14 protein-coding genes are annotated in these 15,861 nt (G+C 62.3%); 6 read left to right on the plus strand and 8 right to left on the minus strand.

Annotated features, from left to right (window positions below):
- Positions 1-61 precede the first annotated feature (61 nt).
- The 6 genes from JWR51_RS15140 to JWR51_RS15165 form a co-directional block, all read right to left on the minus strand.
- Entirely contained in the window at positions 62-958 is an 897-nt protein-coding gene (locus JWR51_RS15140) for a DMT family transporter (protein ID WP_299749082.1), read from the minus strand.
- Between the two features lie 80 nt (positions 959-1,038).
- The gene (locus JWR51_RS15145) at positions 1,039-2,103 is read right to left on the minus strand and encodes an ABC transporter ATP-binding protein (RefSeq protein WP_366525598.1); all 1,065 of its coding nucleotides are present in this window, start codon (positions 2,101-2,103) and stop codon (positions 1,039-1,041) included.
- Positions 2,100-3,209, minus strand: coding sequence for an oligopeptide/dipeptide ABC transporter ATP-binding protein (locus JWR51_RS15150; protein WP_299749085.1), 1,110 nt, complete (start codon positions 3,207-3,209; stop codon positions 2,100-2,102). Before JWR51_RS15150 ends, JWR51_RS15145 begins: the two co-directional genes overlap by 4 nt.
- 17 nt (positions 3,210-3,226) lie before the next feature.
- Positions 3,227-4,129, minus strand: coding sequence for an ABC transporter permease (locus JWR51_RS15155; protein ID WP_299749088.1), 903 nt, complete (start codon positions 4,127-4,129; stop codon positions 3,227-3,229).
- A 13-nt stretch (positions 4,130-4,142) separates the two neighbouring features.
- Entirely contained in the window at positions 4,143-5,099 is a 957-nt protein-coding gene (locus JWR51_RS15160) for an ABC transporter permease (RefSeq protein WP_299749091.1), read from the minus strand.
- A gap of 85 nt (positions 5,100-5,184) precedes the next feature.
- A complete protein-coding gene (locus tag JWR51_RS15165) occupies positions 5,185-6,777 on the minus strand; it encodes an ABC transporter substrate-binding protein (RefSeq protein ID WP_299749093.1) in 1,593 nt (530 codons plus the stop codon).
- Positions 6,778-7,107: 330 nt separating this feature from the next.
- Between JWR51_RS15165 and JWR51_RS15170 the strand changes: the two genes are divergently transcribed.
- Genes JWR51_RS15170 through JWR51_RS15185 form a run of 4 tightly spaced genes read left to right on the plus strand, consistent with a single transcriptional unit; the run spans position 7,108 to position 11,577 of the window.
- Entirely contained in the window at positions 7,108-7,308 is a 201-nt protein-coding gene (locus JWR51_RS15170) for a hypothetical protein (protein WP_299749096.1), read from the plus strand.
- A 3-nt stretch (positions 7,309-7,311) separates the two neighbouring features.
- Entirely contained in the window at positions 7,312-8,736 is a 1,425-nt protein-coding gene (locus JWR51_RS15175; RefSeq protein WP_299749099.1) for an amidase, read from the plus strand.
- A 1-nt stretch (position 8,737) separates the two neighbouring features.
- The gene (locus JWR51_RS15180; RefSeq protein WP_299749102.1) at positions 8,738-10,150 is read left to right on the plus strand and encodes an amidase; all 1,413 of its coding nucleotides are present in this window, start codon (positions 8,738-8,740) and stop codon (positions 10,148-10,150) included.
- A gap of 23 nt (positions 10,151-10,173) precedes the next feature.
- Positions 10,174-11,577 carry an amidase gene (locus tag JWR51_RS15185; RefSeq protein WP_299749105.1) on the plus strand — a complete coding sequence of 468 codons (1,404 nt, stop codon included), beginning with the start codon at positions 10,174-10,176 and terminating at the stop codon, positions 11,575-11,577.
- Between the two features lie 140 nt (positions 11,578-11,717).
- Here the strand turns inward: JWR51_RS15185 and JWR51_RS15190 are convergent, their stop codons facing one another.
- The gene (locus JWR51_RS15190) at positions 11,718-12,137 is read right to left on the minus strand and encodes a MarR family transcriptional regulator (RefSeq protein WP_299749108.1); all 420 of its coding nucleotides are present in this window, start codon (positions 12,135-12,137) and stop codon (positions 11,718-11,720) included.
- Positions 12,138-12,356: 219 nt separating this feature from the next.
- On the minus strand, positions 12,357-13,403 hold the full coding sequence (locus JWR51_RS15195) for a substrate-binding domain-containing protein (RefSeq protein ID WP_299749111.1): 1,047 nt from the start codon (positions 13,401-13,403) through the stop codon (positions 12,357-12,359).
- A 275-nt stretch (positions 13,404-13,678) separates the two neighbouring features.
- Between JWR51_RS15195 and JWR51_RS15200 the strand changes: the two genes are divergently transcribed.
- Positions 13,679-15,109 carry an amidase gene (locus JWR51_RS15200; RefSeq protein ID WP_299749114.1) on the plus strand — a complete coding sequence of 477 codons (1,431 nt, stop codon included), beginning with the start codon at positions 13,679-13,681 and terminating at the stop codon, positions 15,107-15,109.
- A 24-nt stretch (positions 15,110-15,133) separates the two neighbouring features.
- Positions 15,134-15,829 carry a cysteine hydrolase gene (locus JWR51_RS15205; RefSeq protein WP_299749117.1) on the plus strand — a complete coding sequence of 232 codons (696 nt, stop codon included), beginning with the start codon at positions 15,134-15,136 and terminating at the stop codon, positions 15,827-15,829.
- The last annotated feature ends 32 nt before the right edge of the window (positions 15,830-15,861 follow it).

Below are 15,861 nucleotides of genomic sequence, written 5' to 3' on the forward strand. Positions count from 1 at the left end.
GACAGATAGTCAATATTTCAACTAATGATTTTTCGATTATATCGATGTGAATTACATAAGTCTATGGAAGTGCTGGGACTTCCTGAATTTTCAGCGCTGAGTTGGCGCGAATTGTATAGAGCGTCGTGGCCACGATGATGAGCATGCCGGCGATCAGCGAGGGCTCCAGATGCTCGTCGAAAAACACGAGACCTGCCGCGGCGATCAGCACCAGACGCAAGAAATCTAGCGGGGCCAGCCGGGCGGCCTCGGCATGGCGATAGGCCCCCACCAGTGTCCATTGGCCAAGCGTGCCGATGATGCCAATGGCCAGCAGCGCGAGCCACTCGTTGGGCGTCGGCATTTGCCAGGTCAAGAACAGCGGCACGATCAGCGCCGGCAAGATCAGGATGCCCTGATAGGTCAGCACGGTGCCAACGGATTCGGCGGGATCGAGGCCTCGAACCGACAGGATCATGCCGGCCGAAAGGACGGCGCCGGCGATCGCCAGCAGGACGAAGGGCATGCTGCCCTGCTCGGTCGGACTGAGCATGATATAGACCCCGACCAGGCCGATCAGGGTGGCAGCCCAGGTCTTGGGGGCGACATGCTCTTTAAGGAAAACCGCCGCGCCGATAGTGACAAACAGCGCCGTTGTGAAGCTGATGGCGCTGGCCAGCGCCAGCGGTAGGTAGATGAAGGTGACATAGGTGGCGACGGTGGAGCCCAGCGCGAACACGGCGCGCCAGAGCTGAAGCCGCAGGCTGTTGGTGCGCAGGATGGTGCGTACGCCCCGGCCCGCCTGCGCGAAGATCACCAATTGCATGACTACTTGGCGAGCGACGATAACCAGGACCACCGGCACGGCTTGGCCGACCACGCGGATCAGCACCAGCAGAATGGAAAACGAGACAGCCGAGAGCAGCATCAGGATCGTGCCCTTGAGAATTGGGGGGCTGGCGTTCCATCGATCAAACATGAACATTGCCTTCGCCCGGTCGGTCCGTGGCGTTATCGCGTGTGCGGGACAGGCGCAGGCCGAGGCGGCCGCGCAATGGATCAGGCGGGCTCGACGATGTGTGGGTCGAAAGCCAGAAGGCCGTTGGTGGTGCCGACCTTGAAGCAACGCGCCATATGGCCGCGCGCGTCGGTGACGGGGGGCGGCATGGTCACCGCGCAGTCGGGGCCGGCATATTTGCAGCGTGGCGCGAAGCTGCAGCCATCGGGCAAGGCTCGCAAATCCGGTGGGGTGCCGGCAATGGCCTCGAGCGGGGCACCACGACGCTGGTCCTTGATGGTGGAGGCCAGCATGGCCTTGGTATAGGGGTGCTGCGGATTGACCAGCACGTCGCGCGCCTCGCCATATTCGATGATGCGGCCGGCATACATCACGGCGACCTTGTCGGCGATCTGGGCGGCGACGCCGAGATCGTGGGTGACGAAGATCATCGACATGCCCATGTCGCGCTGCAGCTTGCGCAACAACACCAGCACCTGGATCTGCACCGATGCGTCGAGGGCAGTGGTTGGCTCGTCGGCCAGTAGCAGGCTGGGGCGGCAGGACAGCGCTACCGCAATCATGGCGCGTTGGCGCAGGCCACCTGAGAGCTCGTGCGGATAGGCCTTGAGCCGGCGTTCGGGCGACGGAACGCGGACCAGTTCGAGCAATTCGAGAGCGCGTTTCCAGGCGGCGTCGCGATCCAGCTTTTCGTGGCGCATCACGGTTTCGGCGATCTGATGGCCGATGGTGTAGAGCGGATCAAGCGCGGTCATCGGCTCCTGGAAGATCATCGAAATGGTGGAGCCACGCAACTCGCCCATGGTCTTTTCATTGACCTCGGTGATGTTGTGCTCGCCCACCATCATGGTGCCTTCGATGACGCTGCGCTTTTTGGGATGCAGGCGCAGCAGCGAGCGCATCATCACCGATTTGCCGGAACCGGATTCGCCGATGACGCATAGCACCTCGCCCTTGGCCAGATCGAAGGATACCCCGTTGACGGCCTTGACCGTTGCTTCACGGCTGACGAAGCGGACCTTGAGATCGTCGACATGCACGAAGGGATCGGCGGGCTTGGGATGGCGCCGGATCAGCGCCAGATCGGGAGATTTCATCTCGTTCATAGCGTTACTCCAAGATTGGCCCACATCATCGCATCGGCAGGCTTGGGCGCTTTGGTGTGGCCGGAACCGGCGTGGACCATGTGGCAGGCGGCCAGATGCGTGTCGGGCGTGGATCTGAGCACGTCACCCAGCGCCGGCGCCTTAGACATGCACACCTCCTCGACATGCGGACAGCGGGTATGGAAACGGCAGCCGGAGGGCGGATTGACCGGATTGGGCGGATCGCCCGCCAGCGGCGCGACTTCGACGCGGTCGGCGGGATCCATGCTCAAGCGGCATTCGAGCAGCGCCCGCGTATAGGGGTGCTTTGGCGCATCATAGATCTTGTCGACCGGGCCGATCTCGACCACCTGCCCCAGATACATCACCAGCACCCGGTCCGAGATGTAGCGGACGACGTGCAAGTCGTGGGAGATGAAGATGTAGGTGAGGTTGAGTTGCTCCTTGAGATCGCCGAGCAGGTTGAGGACCTGGGCTTCGACGGACTTGTCGAGCGCAGAGACCGCCTCGTCGAGAATGAGCAGGCGCGGATCGAGCGCCAGGGCGCGGGCGATGTTGACGCGCTGCTTCTGTCCGCCGGACAGTTCGTGCGGATAGCGCTGGCCAAAGCGGTCGGGTTTGAGACCAACCTTGTCCAGCAGCGCGCGAGCCTGTTCCTTGGCCTGCTTGGACGAGGCGCCCTGCACCTTGGGACCGTAGGCGATGGATTGCTCTATCGGCAGCCGCGGATTGAGCGATGAATAGCTGTCCTGAAACACCATCTGCAGCGACCGGCGCAGTCCATCGAGGGCGACGCCGAGCTTTTCGCCAACCGGATCGCCATCGAGGATGAGATGGCCTTCGTCCTTGTCGATCAGATACATCAGCAGCCGCGCCAGGGTGGACTTGCCGCAGCCGCTTTCACCGACGATGCCGAGGGTTTCGCCCTTGAGGACGTAGAAGGATATGTCGTCGACGGCCTTGACCTCCGCCACCTGGCGATTGAGCAGCCCGGCGCGGATCGGGAAATACTTCTTGATGTTCTCCACGATCAGCATCGGCTGGGCAGGACCACCGCGGTCGCGGCTATCGGGACTGGCGTCGATTGCGTCGATCAGATCGGTCATTTTCGGGTTCCTTTCGATCAAGCCTTGACGTCCATGGCCTGGCGTAAGCCATCGCTCACCAGGTTGAAGGCAATGGAGGTGATGAGAATGGCGACGCCGGGGACGGCCGTTACCAGCGGCTCGACATAGATCGACTGCCGCAGGGTCGAGAGCATCAGGCCCCAGTCGGCGGTCGGCGGGGAGACGCCGAGGCCGAGGAAGGACAGGCCGGAGGCAAGAATGATGGAGACCGAGACCAGCGTGGAGGCATAGACCAGGACGGGCGAGAGAATGTTGATCAGCACATGTGTACTGATAATCGATGCCGTGGAGGCGCCACTGGCGCGGGCGGCATCGACGAAGTCCATAGTGCGGACCTGGCTGGTAGCGGTTTCGGCGACGCGGCAAAGCGGCGGGATCAGCACCACGGTCAGGGTCAGCATCTGGTTGGTGATGCCGCCGCCCAGGCTGCCAGAGATGGCCACAGCCAGCAGAACCGATGGGAAGGCGAAGAACACGTCCATGGTACGCATGATCACCATATTGACCTTGCCGCCGTAATAGCCGGCGACGACGCCGAACAAGCCGCCGATGGTGGTGGCGAGGACGACGGGCATAATACCCATCAGCAGCGAAACGCGGCCGCCATAAAGCATGCGGCTGAGGAGATCGCGGCCCTGCTCGTCAGTGCCGAGAAAGTATTTGGGATGGAAGATCGGGCGCAGGCGGTTGGCCATGCTGGATTTGTCCGGATCCATCGGCGCGAGCCAGGGCGCAAACACCGCCGAGAGCACGATCAGGATGATCAGGGCCAGGCAGAACAAGGTGACGTAATCATAACGCAGGCGGTTCCAGACGCTCCCCCAATAGCTGCGCACGCGTTGGGACGGAGCGGCTTGTGTGGCGGGGATCGGGATCAGATTGGCTGGGATATCGGACATGGACTAGCCTCCGTCAGGCGCGTTTGATACGGGGATCGATCACCGACTGGGCAAGATCGACGACGAGGTTGATAAGGACGAAGACGGTGGCGAGCACGAGGATGGTGCCCTGCAGCAACGGGATATCGCGGGTCAGGATCGCCTTGTTGAGGAGGAACCCGGTGCCCGGCCAGGTGAAGACGGTTTCCACCAGCACCGAACCGCCGATCAGGTAGCCAAGCTGCAGGCCCAGCATGGCGACCGCTTGCGGCATGATGTTGCGCACCGCATGGAACATCACGGCCGTTTCGCTGAGCCCTTTGGCCCGCAAGGTTTGCACGAAATCCTGATTGAGGATTTCGGCGAGCGAGGCGCGTGTCGTTCGCGTCATGATGCCGAGCGGTGGCAGTGCCAGCGCAATGATGGGCATGATGGCGAACTTGAAATCTTCCCAATTGAAGTAGTTGAAGGTTTCCGAGCCACTAGCGCCCATGCCTGTGGCCGGAAGCCAGAACATGTTGACCGCGAAGACGATAACCAGCACCACGCCGAGCCAGAAGGTCGGCACCGAGATGCCGAACACAGCGACGGCGGTGATCAGCTTGTCGACGATGCTGCCGGAGCGATAGGCGGCGATGACACCGAGGATCATCGACAGCACGAAGGCCAGCGCCACGGAGATCAAGGCGATGGTGATGGTGTTACCGAAAGCGCGGAACACCTCGGTGGCGACGGGAGCATTATTAGCGATAGACATGCCCAGGTCGCCGCGCAGCACCTTGGCGATCCAGATGAAATATTGGATCGGCAGCGGCTGATCGAGGCCGTAGGCGGCGCGCAGACGATCGGCGTCTTCCTGCGAGGCGGTGGGGGACAAGAGGTTCTGGATGGGATCGCCGGGGGCGATCTGGACCAGGGCGAAGCAGATGACCGTGACCCCAAACAGGATCGGCAGGGTCAGGACGAGGCGCCGGAGCGCGTAGAGCCACATCTCATGTCTCCAATAAGTCGGTTTGCTGCAATCTTCCCTTAGAAGCCGCGGGCGCCAAAGCGTCCGCGGCTGTCATGCCGATCGGTTATGGTGCAACCACGATCGGAGTGAGGTCCTGGAACCAGCTCTGCGCCTGCACGAAGCCCGAGAGCTTGGGCGAGAGGGCGCGCGGATTGAGGTCGTGCACGATGTAGAGCTCGGAGGCATCGGCCACGACGGTCTCGTTCATCTTGGTCAGCAGCGCGTCGCGCTTGACCGGATCGAACTCTGCGATCGCCTGTTCACCGAGGGCATCAACTTCGGGATTGTTGTAGACGCCCCAGTTGCAGCAGTTCGGGGACGCATTGCCGCTCATCCATTTCTTGAGCACGCCCTGCACGGCATCGATCGGGGCCATCGAGAAGTTGATGGCGTTGTATTCGGTGCCATCGGCGCCGGCGAGGAAGACGCCGATCAACGCGTTCCAATCCATCGGGATCAGCTCGACCTGGAAGCCGGCCTCGTCCAACTGTTCCTTGACCAGTTCGTTCATCGGCAAGGGCTGCATCTGGCCGGACCCGGACGTCGATATGCCAACCTTGATGACGCAGGGTATGCAGCCGGCTTCGGTCAGCAGTGCCTTGGCCTTCTCCGGATCGTATTCGTATTTGACCGGGTTACCGTACCATTTCTGTGACGGGATCAGCGTTTGGTCCGCTGCGGTGGCAACGCCTTGCAGCATATCGACCATATCCTGCCGGTTCACCGCATAGTTCGCCGCCTGGCGGACGCGCAGATCATTGAACGGGGGCACGTCCATGCGGAACATGTAGTCCCAGTTATGCGGATAGGGCACGGTGATGATCTGCATGCCGGCACTCTTGAGGCGCGGAATGGTATCGGGCGATGGTGCTTCGACAAAATCGACCTGACCCGAGAGCAGCGCGGCGGCGCGGGTCGAGGCTTCCGGCATCGGCAACAGCACGAGACGATCATGCTTCGGAATCCGGTCCGGATTCCAGTAATTCGGGTTCTTGACCAGTTCGAGCCGCTCATGCGGCGTCACGCTGTCGAACATATAGGGGCCGGTGCCCGAAGGATGGGCGCCGTACTTGACGTAGTCGTTGCCGGCAGCGGTCACTGCGCAGTCCGAGATCATATAATACATCGCCATTTCGTAGGGAAACAGCGAGCTCGGCGCCTTCGTATTGATGGCGATGGTGTAGTCGTCGACCTTGTCGATGCTCTCGATCTGAGCCGTATAGGTGCCCATGCCGCCGACATGGCGCGGATTGAACTGCGGCGCTGTCGGATCCATCACGCGGGCGAAGTTCCAGATCGCCGAATCGGCGTTCCAGTCGCAGCCATCGTGATATTTGACCCCTTCGCGCAGGTGATAGATCCAGCGCTTGTTATTGGCTGGATCGATCTCCCAGCTGGTGGCAAGACCGGGCATGATGTCGGCGGCCTTGTCCGAGCTGGATAAGTCCCACAGCGCCAAGCCGTCATAAAGCGTGTATCCGGCGAAGCGGTAACCTTCATAGCCCTGGTCGGGCGCCCCGGTGAAATCTGGAATATCGGCGGCGGTCATGGCTACGCGCAGAACGGACTCCGCGAAGGCGGATCCGGCAAAGCCGGCGCTGGCAAGTGCAGCAAACGCTGCGGCCTTGAACACGCCTGGCATTCTTGAAGATTTCATCGTGCTTTTCTCCTGCAAGCGGACGCGCCGGGGAAAGGCGCTGGCAAACCACGTTGCAAAGGCCATGCCAGCTTTCGCCCCTACGCCCCACCTCGAGACGACACGATTGCTAAAATGTTCAATATAAAAGGATTTTGGTTTCGCATTGGAGCTATGCACGCCAATACGGCTCCAAAAACATGCTTTGTAGGCAATATGATAGCCGCAAAGTCCTAGCCAATTCGCGCAAAAATTGAGCAACTCGGCTAATATTTTGCCATTCTATATTATCGTTTTCAAATATCAAATAATGCACTATAACGACCTTGGTTCCCCCAAGGATGTTCGCCAATGAGCCAGCCCAGCCCCCTCCCCGATACCAGCGAGATCGAACAGCGCTTGCGCAATGCCGGCATCGTGCCGCCCGCCGATCGGGCGGCAGGCACCTATGCCAGCGCGCAACGCCTGCTGGCGGTGGTGCATTGGTTGCGCCAACCCCGCACCGTCGCCGCCGAGCCCTCCAACACCTTCACCCTCGCCAGCAAGGATTAAGCGATGAGCATTTCCCGCCCCCTCAACCATTTATCCATTGCCGAGGCCGGCAAGGCGCTGCGCGCCGGCGAGGTGACCGCGTTGGCTTTGACAGAGGCTGCGCTGACCCAGATCGCCGAAGTGGATCCCGAGGTGCATGCCTTCGTGCTGCTGACGACGGAGCGGGCGCTGGCCGATGCCAGCAAGGCGGATGCCGCGTTTGCCAGCGGCGTGGACAAAGGACCCATGCAGGGCATTCCCTATGCGCTCAAGGACATCTATGGCACGGCCGGGATCCGCACGACGGCGCATTCGAACCTGCTGCGCGACAACGTGCCCTCAGAAGACAGTGTTGTGGCGGCAAAGCTGGCAGAGGGCGGCGGCGTGCTGCTCGGCAAGGTGGGAACCTTTGAATTCGCCATTGGCGGACCCAGCTTCGACCTGCCGTTCCCACCAGCGCGCAACCCATGGAATCTCGATCATTTTACCGGCGGCTCGTCGTCGGGTTCGGCCGCTGCGGTCGCCGCAGGGATGATGCGGATGACGATGGGTTCCGACACCGGCGGCTCGATCCGCGGGCCGGCCGCATTTTGCGGCACGGTCGGGCTCAAGCCGACCTACGGCCGCGTTTCGCGGCGCGGCGTTTTACCTCTCGCCTATTCGCTCGATCACTGCGGGCCACTGTCCTGGAGCGTCGAGGACAGCGCACTGACCATGCAGGTCATCTCCGGCTACGACCCGCTCGACCCCGCTTCGGCCAAGGTCCCGGTGCCAGATTTCACCGCATCGCTGGGGCAGGATCTAGCCGGGCTCAGAATTGGCTACACCCGCAAATTCTATCTCGAAAACCCCTTCCTCGATCCAGAAGCGACCCAGGCGCTCGATGCTGCGGCCCAGCAGATGGCGGCGCTCGGGGCCTTGGTCGAGGAAGTCGACATGCCCCCCTTCGAGCAGTTCGATGCCGCCTGCCGCGTGATCATGTTCGGGGAGGCCTATGCCATCCACGAAACCGACATCAAGACGCGGCCGCATGCCTATGGGCGCTATGCCTATCAGCACCTGATCTCGGGCGCCGTCCTGTCGGCGGCCGATTATGTGCAGGCGCAGCGGCTGCGGCGCGAACTGACGGCAGCGGTCAACCAGGGATTGCTCGGCACTTTTGATGCGCTATTGGCCCCCAATGCGCTCGGTACCGCCGCGCCGTTCTCGGACTTCGGGCCTGATGCCGGGCGCTGGGGCGGCATGCTCACCGGCCCGTTCAACGTCACCGGCAATCCGGCCCTGGCCCTGCCGATCGGCTTTGCCAGCAACGGATTGCCCCTGAGCGTACAGATCGTCGGGCGGCCGTTCGACGAGGTGACCGTATTGCGGATCGGAGCCGCCTACGAGGCCGTTGCCGGCGTCACCCAGCAGCGGCCGCAATTTGCCCTCCAGGCCAAGGCAGCGTGAGATGCTCTACAATTTGCCCGACGAAGACCTGCACTACGCCTCCCTGGTCGACGTCGCCGGCCTGATCAAGACTGGCGACCTGTCACCGGTAGCGCTGACGCAGATGATGCTCGACCGCATCGCCACGGTCGATCCGGCGCTCAATTCCTATCTCTCGGTGACCGGCGAAACCGCGCTTGCCGAGGCCGAGACTGCCAAAGCGGAAATCGAATCCGGCCGCTATCGCGGACCACTGCACGGCGTCCCGATTGCCATCAAGGACCTGTTCCACACCAGGGGCGTGGCCTCGACCTTTGGTTCGCTCGCCTACAAGGATTTCGTCGCCGACAAGGACGCGACTATCGTGCACCGGCTCAAGATGGCTGGCGCCATCATTCTCGGCCGGCTGCACCTGCATGAGGGTGCGTTTGGCGAGCACCATCCGGCGCTGGGGCGCTGCATCAATCCCTGGAACAAGGATTATTGGCCCGGCGGTTCGTCCTCAGGCTCGGGGGCGGCGACGGCTGCCGGCCTCTGCTTCGGCAGCCTCGGCACCGATACCGGCGGCTCGATCCGCTTCCCGTCGGCCGCCAATGGCGTCACCGGGCTCAAGCCCACCTGGGGCCGCACCAGCCGCTATGGCGTATTTCCGCTGGCCGACTCGCTCGACACCATCGGGCCGATGACGCGCAATGCAGCGGACGCCGCGGCGATGTTCAGCGCCTTCGCCGGCTCCGACCCGATGGACCCGACGAGCCTTTCCGCCCCGGTGCCCGATTATCTGGCGGCGCTCGATGGTGTTCTCGGCGCCCGCGGCTTTCGTCTCGGCGTCGACGAGGCCTATCTAGAAACCGGCGTCGATAGCGAAACCGTGGCGGCGATCAAAGGCGTCATCGCGGTGTTCGAGGCGCTGGGCGCACTCATTGTGCCGGTCAAAGTGCCGGAGCGCCGCGAGGCGACCATGGCGCAAATGGTCATCACCGACACCGAAAGCGTCTATTTCCACAAGCCGGTCTACCAAGCCGACAAGTCATTGTTCGGACCGCAACTGGCAGCAGCGATGGAGCGTGGCCTGGCCTATGATTCCATGACGCTGGCCAGGGCCTACATCACCCAGGATCGCTTCAAGGGTGAAATCGCGCGGATGTTCAACGGCATCGATGCGCTGATCTCGCCGGTCTATCCGGTGGTCGGCGCACTCTACGACAAGATGGACGAGCATCTCGGCGATCTGCAGAACTTTCTCGGCTTCACCTCGCCCTACAATGTCGCCGGTAGCCCGAGCATCACCATGTCCTGCGGCATGGCTTCGGTCGGCATGCCGCTCGGCGTGCAGCTGATCGGGCCGCATCTGAGCGAGGCCAATCTGCTTAAGGCCGCCCATGCCTATCAGCAGGCCACCGACTGGCATTTGCGTCGGCCCCCGATTTCCTGATTTTTACAACGGAGCACGAGTTCATGTCTCTCGACGACATCCATTATCAATCGCTGACCACGGTCGCCAAGCATATCGAGAACCGCGATATCTCCTCGCTCGAGGTGACCGAGGCGATCCTGTCGCGCATCGAAACCTACGATCAGGGCCTCAAGGCCTACACCACCATCACCTCGGATCTGGCGATCGAGCAGGCCAAGAAGGCCGACAGCGAGCTTGCCAAGGGCATCTATCGCGGGCCAATGCACGGCATTCCCATTGCCGTGAAGGATCTCTGCTTTACCAAGGGCATCACCACGACGGGCGGCATGACTATCTATGCCGATTTCAAGCCCGACCATGATGCAACCGTGGTCGCCAAGCTGGCCGATGCTGGCTCGGTGCTGCTCGGCAAGCTGCACATGACGGAAGGCGCCACCCTCGAGCACCATCCAGATATGCCCGAGCCGGTCAATCCGTGGAAATCGGACCTCTGGACCGGGGTCTCCTCATCCGGCTCCGGCGTGTCGGCGGCGGCCGGCATGGCCTATGCGACGATCGGTTCGGACACCGGCGGCTCGATCCGCTTTCCCTCAGCCTGCAACGGGCTGACCGGCGTCAAGCCAACCTGGGGGCTGATCAGCCGCTTCGGCATTTTCGACCTCGCCGCGACCTACGACCATCTGGGGCCGATGGCCCGTTCGGCGGCGGATGCCGCGGTGATGTTGCAGACCCTGGCCGGCTGGGATGCCAAGGACAGCACGACCCTGACGGCACCGATCCCGAACTATCTCGACGAACTCGACGGCATCTATGGCGCCCGCGGCACCAAGATAGGGCTGGATTGGGATTTCGTCGCGACCGATGCCGATCCGGTAACGATCGGCTTTTTCAAGGACGCCGTCGACATGCTGGTCGAGATCGGCGCCACCACCAAGCCGGTCAAGTTTCCCTCGGTCGATGCACTGCTCGAGAACAATATGGCCATGACCATGGCCGAAACCGCGGCGCATCACGACAAGACCTATCCATCGCGCAAGGACATGTATGGTCCGGGGCTCGCCGCGATGATCGATAGCGGCCGCAACGCCACCGCGCTCGATATCGGCAAGGGCATCATCGAACGCTATAAATTCCGCGGCGCCATGATGGCGATGTTCCAGGACATCGATGTGTTCGTCATGCCGGTCTTCCGCCTGGGCACGCCCACCTGGAGCGAAGTGCGCGCCTCCGTGGCCGAGAGCTTCGACAATATCGGCAAGTTCACCTCGCCGATCAACGCCACCGGAAATCCCACCGTGACGCTGCCCTGCGGCTATACCGAAGATGGACGGCCAGTCGCATTCCAGCTCGTCGGCAAGCATGGTTCGGAGGCAATGCTGCTCAAGGTGGCACATGCCTTTCAACAGGCCACCGACTGGCACACCCGCCGCCCGCCCGGGTTCTGAGGCCCGGTCTCCCGACCGCCGGCGGGTAATGACCGCCGGCTTCCTCGCACTCGGCACCAGGTGTCGGGTGCCTTTTTGTGCAACGCCAAAAGCGCCGGTCCGCGGGGACAGGCGCTTGAGCTTGACGGCAAGCTAGCGGCCTACTGGATTAGTTCGCGCAGCAGGTTGCGCAGTTCGGCCGCACCGTCCGATTCGAGCAGTTCGACGATGCGCTGCTCCTGGGCGCTGGAGACGCCGCGCAGGCGCTTGAACAGGGTCTTGCCTGCCGGAGCCGTAAGGATGAGCACGCGCCGGCGATCATGCGGATCGGGCGCACGATAGACCAAGCCATCAGCGACCATCTTGTCGATGATCTTGGTCAGCGTCGGCGGCTCGATCAGCGACTGGCCGGCGATCTCCCCCATGGCGCAGGGTTCGCTGGCATCCAGCACTTCGAGAATGCGGAACTGCTCGATCGGCACGCCACCTGGGCGCAGGCGCTCCTCCAGCTCGTTCTCGAGCTGACGGTTCACGCTGGCAATCATATAGGCTAGCTGATCCTTCATGCGCATCGCGGCCATAGCGCCCTCCTCCTTTGTTTCTTGTTAGTTCCAGTTTCTACCAAATCGCCCGACAGCCAATTCCGAAATTCAAAAACGACATCCCTGCCGGCTGTTACCGTCCAGGCGTCGAATTTGCTCCCCGGCGGAATCGACGATGCGATTCGTAGCACGAGATAGCACCACGACTAGATACTGACAATATTTCATTTTCAATTAATTGCGACGCTGGGGATGAGATTAATGCGTCAGCGAGGCAACCACCTGGAGCGTCACGCCGTCCGCGCGCCCCATATAAACCAATGGCCACTGGCCGACCGGCTTGTCGTCGAGCATATGGCGGGCCGTTGGGCGCGGCATCGGGCGATGCAGGTGATGCGCCAGCGCGCGGCTGTTGCGGGTTTGCAGATCCCGAGCCAGTCCCGCCAGTACGTGCAATCCTTCGTAATATCCGACACTGCCGGCCGAAACTGGCGGCGCCAGCGCCCCGAACGCATCGTGATAGCGTTCGAGGAAGTGGTCGTTGGAGCGCGAATGATGATCGGCGAAATAGCTGGCGGCGGTAAAGAGATTGGCCGATGCATCCGAGCCGATGCCGCAGATCACCGTCTCGTCGACGATCAACCCGAAGCGGAGCATTTTCTGATCAAGCCCCGCCGCGGCGAAAGCGCGGTTGAACTCGACGGAGCTCAGGCCGATCAGCGCCTGGATAACCACCTGCGCACCGCTTTGGGCAATCTGCTTCAGCAGTTCGGAATAATCGGCAACCTTGATCGGCACGATAGCCTGTCCCACCAGATGCGTGCCCTGCTCCCGCATCAGCCGCCGCGTCGTGGTCAAAGCCATCCGGGGCCAGATATAGTCGTTGCCAACGAAGAAAAAGCGCTCGGCCTGCTTCTCGCTGCGCAGCCATTGCAGCGCCGGTGCCATCAATTCATGGTCGGTACTGCCGATCGCGACGGTGGAAGGGCCACAGGCAATTCCCTCGTATTGGGGCGTGTAGATGTAGGGCACCTTGCTGGCCACGCGGCGGCTGACTGCGTCGCGCACGTTGCTCGCATGGCCGCCGATAATGGCGTCGACGCCATCGATGTCGATCAGGGTATCGACTGCGTCCAATGACTCGCGAACGGAAAAGCCGCAGTCGCCGAACACCAGTTCGATCTCCTCACCAAGGATGCCGCCGGCCGCATTGATTTCGGCAGCACCGACCAAGGCCGCGGCGTCCATCGAGGGGGCCCACATGCCGGCGACGCCGCTTCTCGCATGCAACAATCCAACCTTCATCGTCCGCCCCTTCCAGATGAGCCCCGCTTCACGGGATCCGATGACCCCGTCGATCGATAGGCAGGACACGTGGAAAACAATTGCCTGGGCAATAATTTGTGTTTCCGCCTCGATACACTGCAACGCGGTTTCCACCATGTCAAACGCTTGATGCAATTTTCATCTACCGCACAACCTGCCTATTTTGTATGCATATACCACTTCCAATAATATGCTTGCTATTTCGATATTTTCATATTTGACTATCTGAATTGAACGTTAATCGGGAGATTCTGATGGATGCCAGGGCGCCAGCTGCGTTGGGAACGGCCGATGACCTGCATTATCTCAGCCTGACCGCGGTATCGGATTTGATCCGGTCGGGCGCCGTCAGTCCGGTTGAAGTGACCGAGGCCATGCTGGCGCGGATCGAGGCGATCGACGGCGAGCTCAAGAGCTACACCACGGTGTTGCCGGAGCATGCTCGTGCCGCTGCCAAGCGGGCGGAGCAGGAATTGCAGGCCGGCATCTGGCGAGGTCCGCTGCATGGCGTGCCGATCGCCGTCAAGGATCTGTGCGACACCACGTTCGGGCCGACCAGCGCCGGCATGTTCATCCACAAGGATCACATGGCCGCCGCCAACGCCACGGTGATCGAGCGGCTGCAAGGCGCAGGCGCGGTGATCCTGGGCAAGCTGTCGATGACCGAGGGCGCCATGTCCGGCCATCATCCCAAGATGAAGACCCCGGTCAACCCATGGCTGGCCGAGGCCTGGACCGGGGCATCCTCGTCCGGCTCCGGCGTGGCCACCGCCGCCGGCCTCTGCTACGGCGCGCTGGGCTCGGATACAGGTGGCTCGATCCGCCTGCCATCGACCGCCAATGGCCTTGTCGGGGTCAAGGCGACCTGGGGACGCGTGAGCCGGGCCGGCGTCTGGGCCTTGGCCGACTCGCTGGACCATGTTGGCCCGATGACCCGCTCGGTCGCCGACGCCGCAGCCATGCTCGCCGTCATCGCTGGCCATGATCCGCGCGACCCGACCAGCCTAAACGATCCCGTTCCCGATTACCTGGCGGCCCTTGGTGGCTCGATCGCCGGCCTGCGCATCGGCATCGACGAAAACTACATCTTCGGAGATGTCGACCCGCAGGTCGCGGGCATGATGCGCGATACCATCGCCACCTTCCAAGCCCTTGGCGCCGGGCTGGTGCCGGTAAAATTCCCCTCGCTGGCCGGCCTTGGCGACTACTGGATGCAGATCTGCGCCGCCGAATGCGCGGTCGCCCATATGCCGACCTTTCCCAGCCGCGCCGACGAGTACGGCCCGGTATTGCGCGGCATCATCGAGCACGGCCGCTCGCTTTCAGGCGTCGAAGTCGCCGCCGCGCTGCAATACCGCCTCAAGCTCAACGGCGCCGTTGCCCGCGCCATGCTCGATTGTGACGTCCTGCTGGTGCCGGGCATCCCTGGAACGGTCGACGAGGCCACAAAATGGAGCGGCACCGACAGCGCCAGCAAAGTCGGCGACGTGGTCCGCTTCACCGCCGTCTTCGATATGACAGGGCAACCAACCCTATCGCTGAATGGCGGGTTCGATACGCGCGGCGTGCCGATGGGGTTCCAGCTTGTCGGTCGCCATCTCGATGAGGCGCTGCTGTTCAAGGCCGGCCATGCCTTCCAGGCCGTCACCAGCTGGCACAGCCACCACCCTTCCCTGCTCTCGTAGCCACGCCAACCCAAGGAATTTGCCATGCACCAGGTTTCCATTCCCCAGCACATTATCGACCGCGTCCGCGCCGTGCGTGGGCGGGACCATATTTTCGATCACATCGACATGAGCAAGACCGCTCATGTCATTGTCGACATGCAGGTCGGCTTCGTGGCGGAAGGTGCGCCGATCGAGGTGCCGATGACGCGACAGATCAGCGACACCATCAACACCATCTCCCGGGCCGTCCGCCAGGGCGGCGGGGTCAATGTGTTCACGCGTTACACCTACGACCCAAGCGAGAAGCTGAGCTGGGACCATTGGTTCAGGACCCTGGGCGTCACCCAACTCGCTGCCCAGGCCAAGATGGGCCCGGGCATGCCCGATTGGGAGGTCGATCCGTCCATGGAGGTCGAGGGCGGCGACATCGTCGTCGACAAGACGCGTTTTTCGGCGATGATTCCGGGCACTTGCGACATGGACGAGCAACTCAAGGCGCGCGGTGTCGATACCCTGATCATCACCGGCACCCTGACCAATTGCTGCTGCGAGAGCACGGCGCGAGACGCGCAGCAGATGGGCTACAACATCATTTTCATGAGCGACGCCAACGCGACCCTGAGCGACGAAGAGCATCTGGGTACGCTGCTCAGCATGTACACGATTTTCGCTGACGTGATGGACACCGAATATCTGCTCGGCCTGATCGACAAGTCCGCCCAGGCCGAGGCCGCCTAGGCCATTCCCGAACAAGCAGCCGGCGCCGTCCT

Source organism: Devosia sp. (genome assembly GCF_028290625.1).
Classification (GTDB): Bacteria; Pseudomonadota; Alphaproteobacteria; order Rhizobiales; family Devosiaceae; genus Devosia.

Coding starts and splice junctions, on each gene's coding strand:
- JWR51_RS15140 (WP_299749082.1), bottom strand. CDS start 958: ATGTTTGATCGATGGAACGCCAGCCCCCCAATTCTCAAGGGCACGATC.
- JWR51_RS15145 (WP_366525598.1), bottom strand. CDS start 2,103: ATGAACGAGATGAAATCTCCCGATCTGGCGCTGATCCGGCGCCATCCC.
- JWR51_RS15150 (WP_299749085.1), bottom strand. CDS start 3,209: ATGACCGATCTGATCGACGCAATCGACGCCAGTCCCGATAGCCGCGAC.
- JWR51_RS15155 (WP_299749088.1), bottom strand. CDS start 4,129: ATGTCCGATATCCCAGCCAATCTGATCCCGATCCCCGCCACACAAGCC.
- JWR51_RS15160 (WP_299749091.1), bottom strand. CDS start 5,099: ATGTGGCTCTACGCGCTCCGGCGCCTCGTCCTGACCCTGCCGATCCTG.
- JWR51_RS15165 (WP_299749093.1), bottom strand. CDS start 6,777: ATGAAATCTTCAAGAATGCCAGGCGTGTTCAAGGCCGCAGCGTTTGCT.
- JWR51_RS15170 (WP_299749096.1), top strand. CDS start 7,108: ATGAGCCAGCCCAGCCCCCTCCCCGATACCAGCGAGATCGAACAGCGC.
- JWR51_RS15175 (WP_299749099.1), top strand. CDS start 7,312: ATGAGCATTTCCCGCCCCCTCAACCATTTATCCATTGCCGAGGCCGGC.
- JWR51_RS15180 (WP_299749102.1), top strand. CDS start 8,738: ATGCTCTACAATTTGCCCGACGAAGACCTGCACTACGCCTCCCTGGTC.
- JWR51_RS15185 (WP_299749105.1), top strand. CDS start 10,174: ATGTCTCTCGACGACATCCATTATCAATCGCTGACCACGGTCGCCAAG.
- JWR51_RS15190 (WP_299749108.1), bottom strand. CDS start 12,137: ATGGCCGCGATGCGCATGAAGGATCAGCTAGCCTATATGATTGCCAGC.
- JWR51_RS15195 (WP_299749111.1), bottom strand. CDS start 13,403: ATGAAGGTTGGATTGTTGCATGCGAGAAGCGGCGTCGCCGGCATGTGG.
- JWR51_RS15200 (WP_299749114.1), top strand. CDS start 13,679: ATGGATGCCAGGGCGCCAGCTGCGTTGGGAACGGCCGATGACCTGCAT.
- JWR51_RS15205 (WP_299749117.1), top strand. CDS start 15,134: ATGCACCAGGTTTCCATTCCCCAGCACATTATCGACCGCGTCCGCGCC.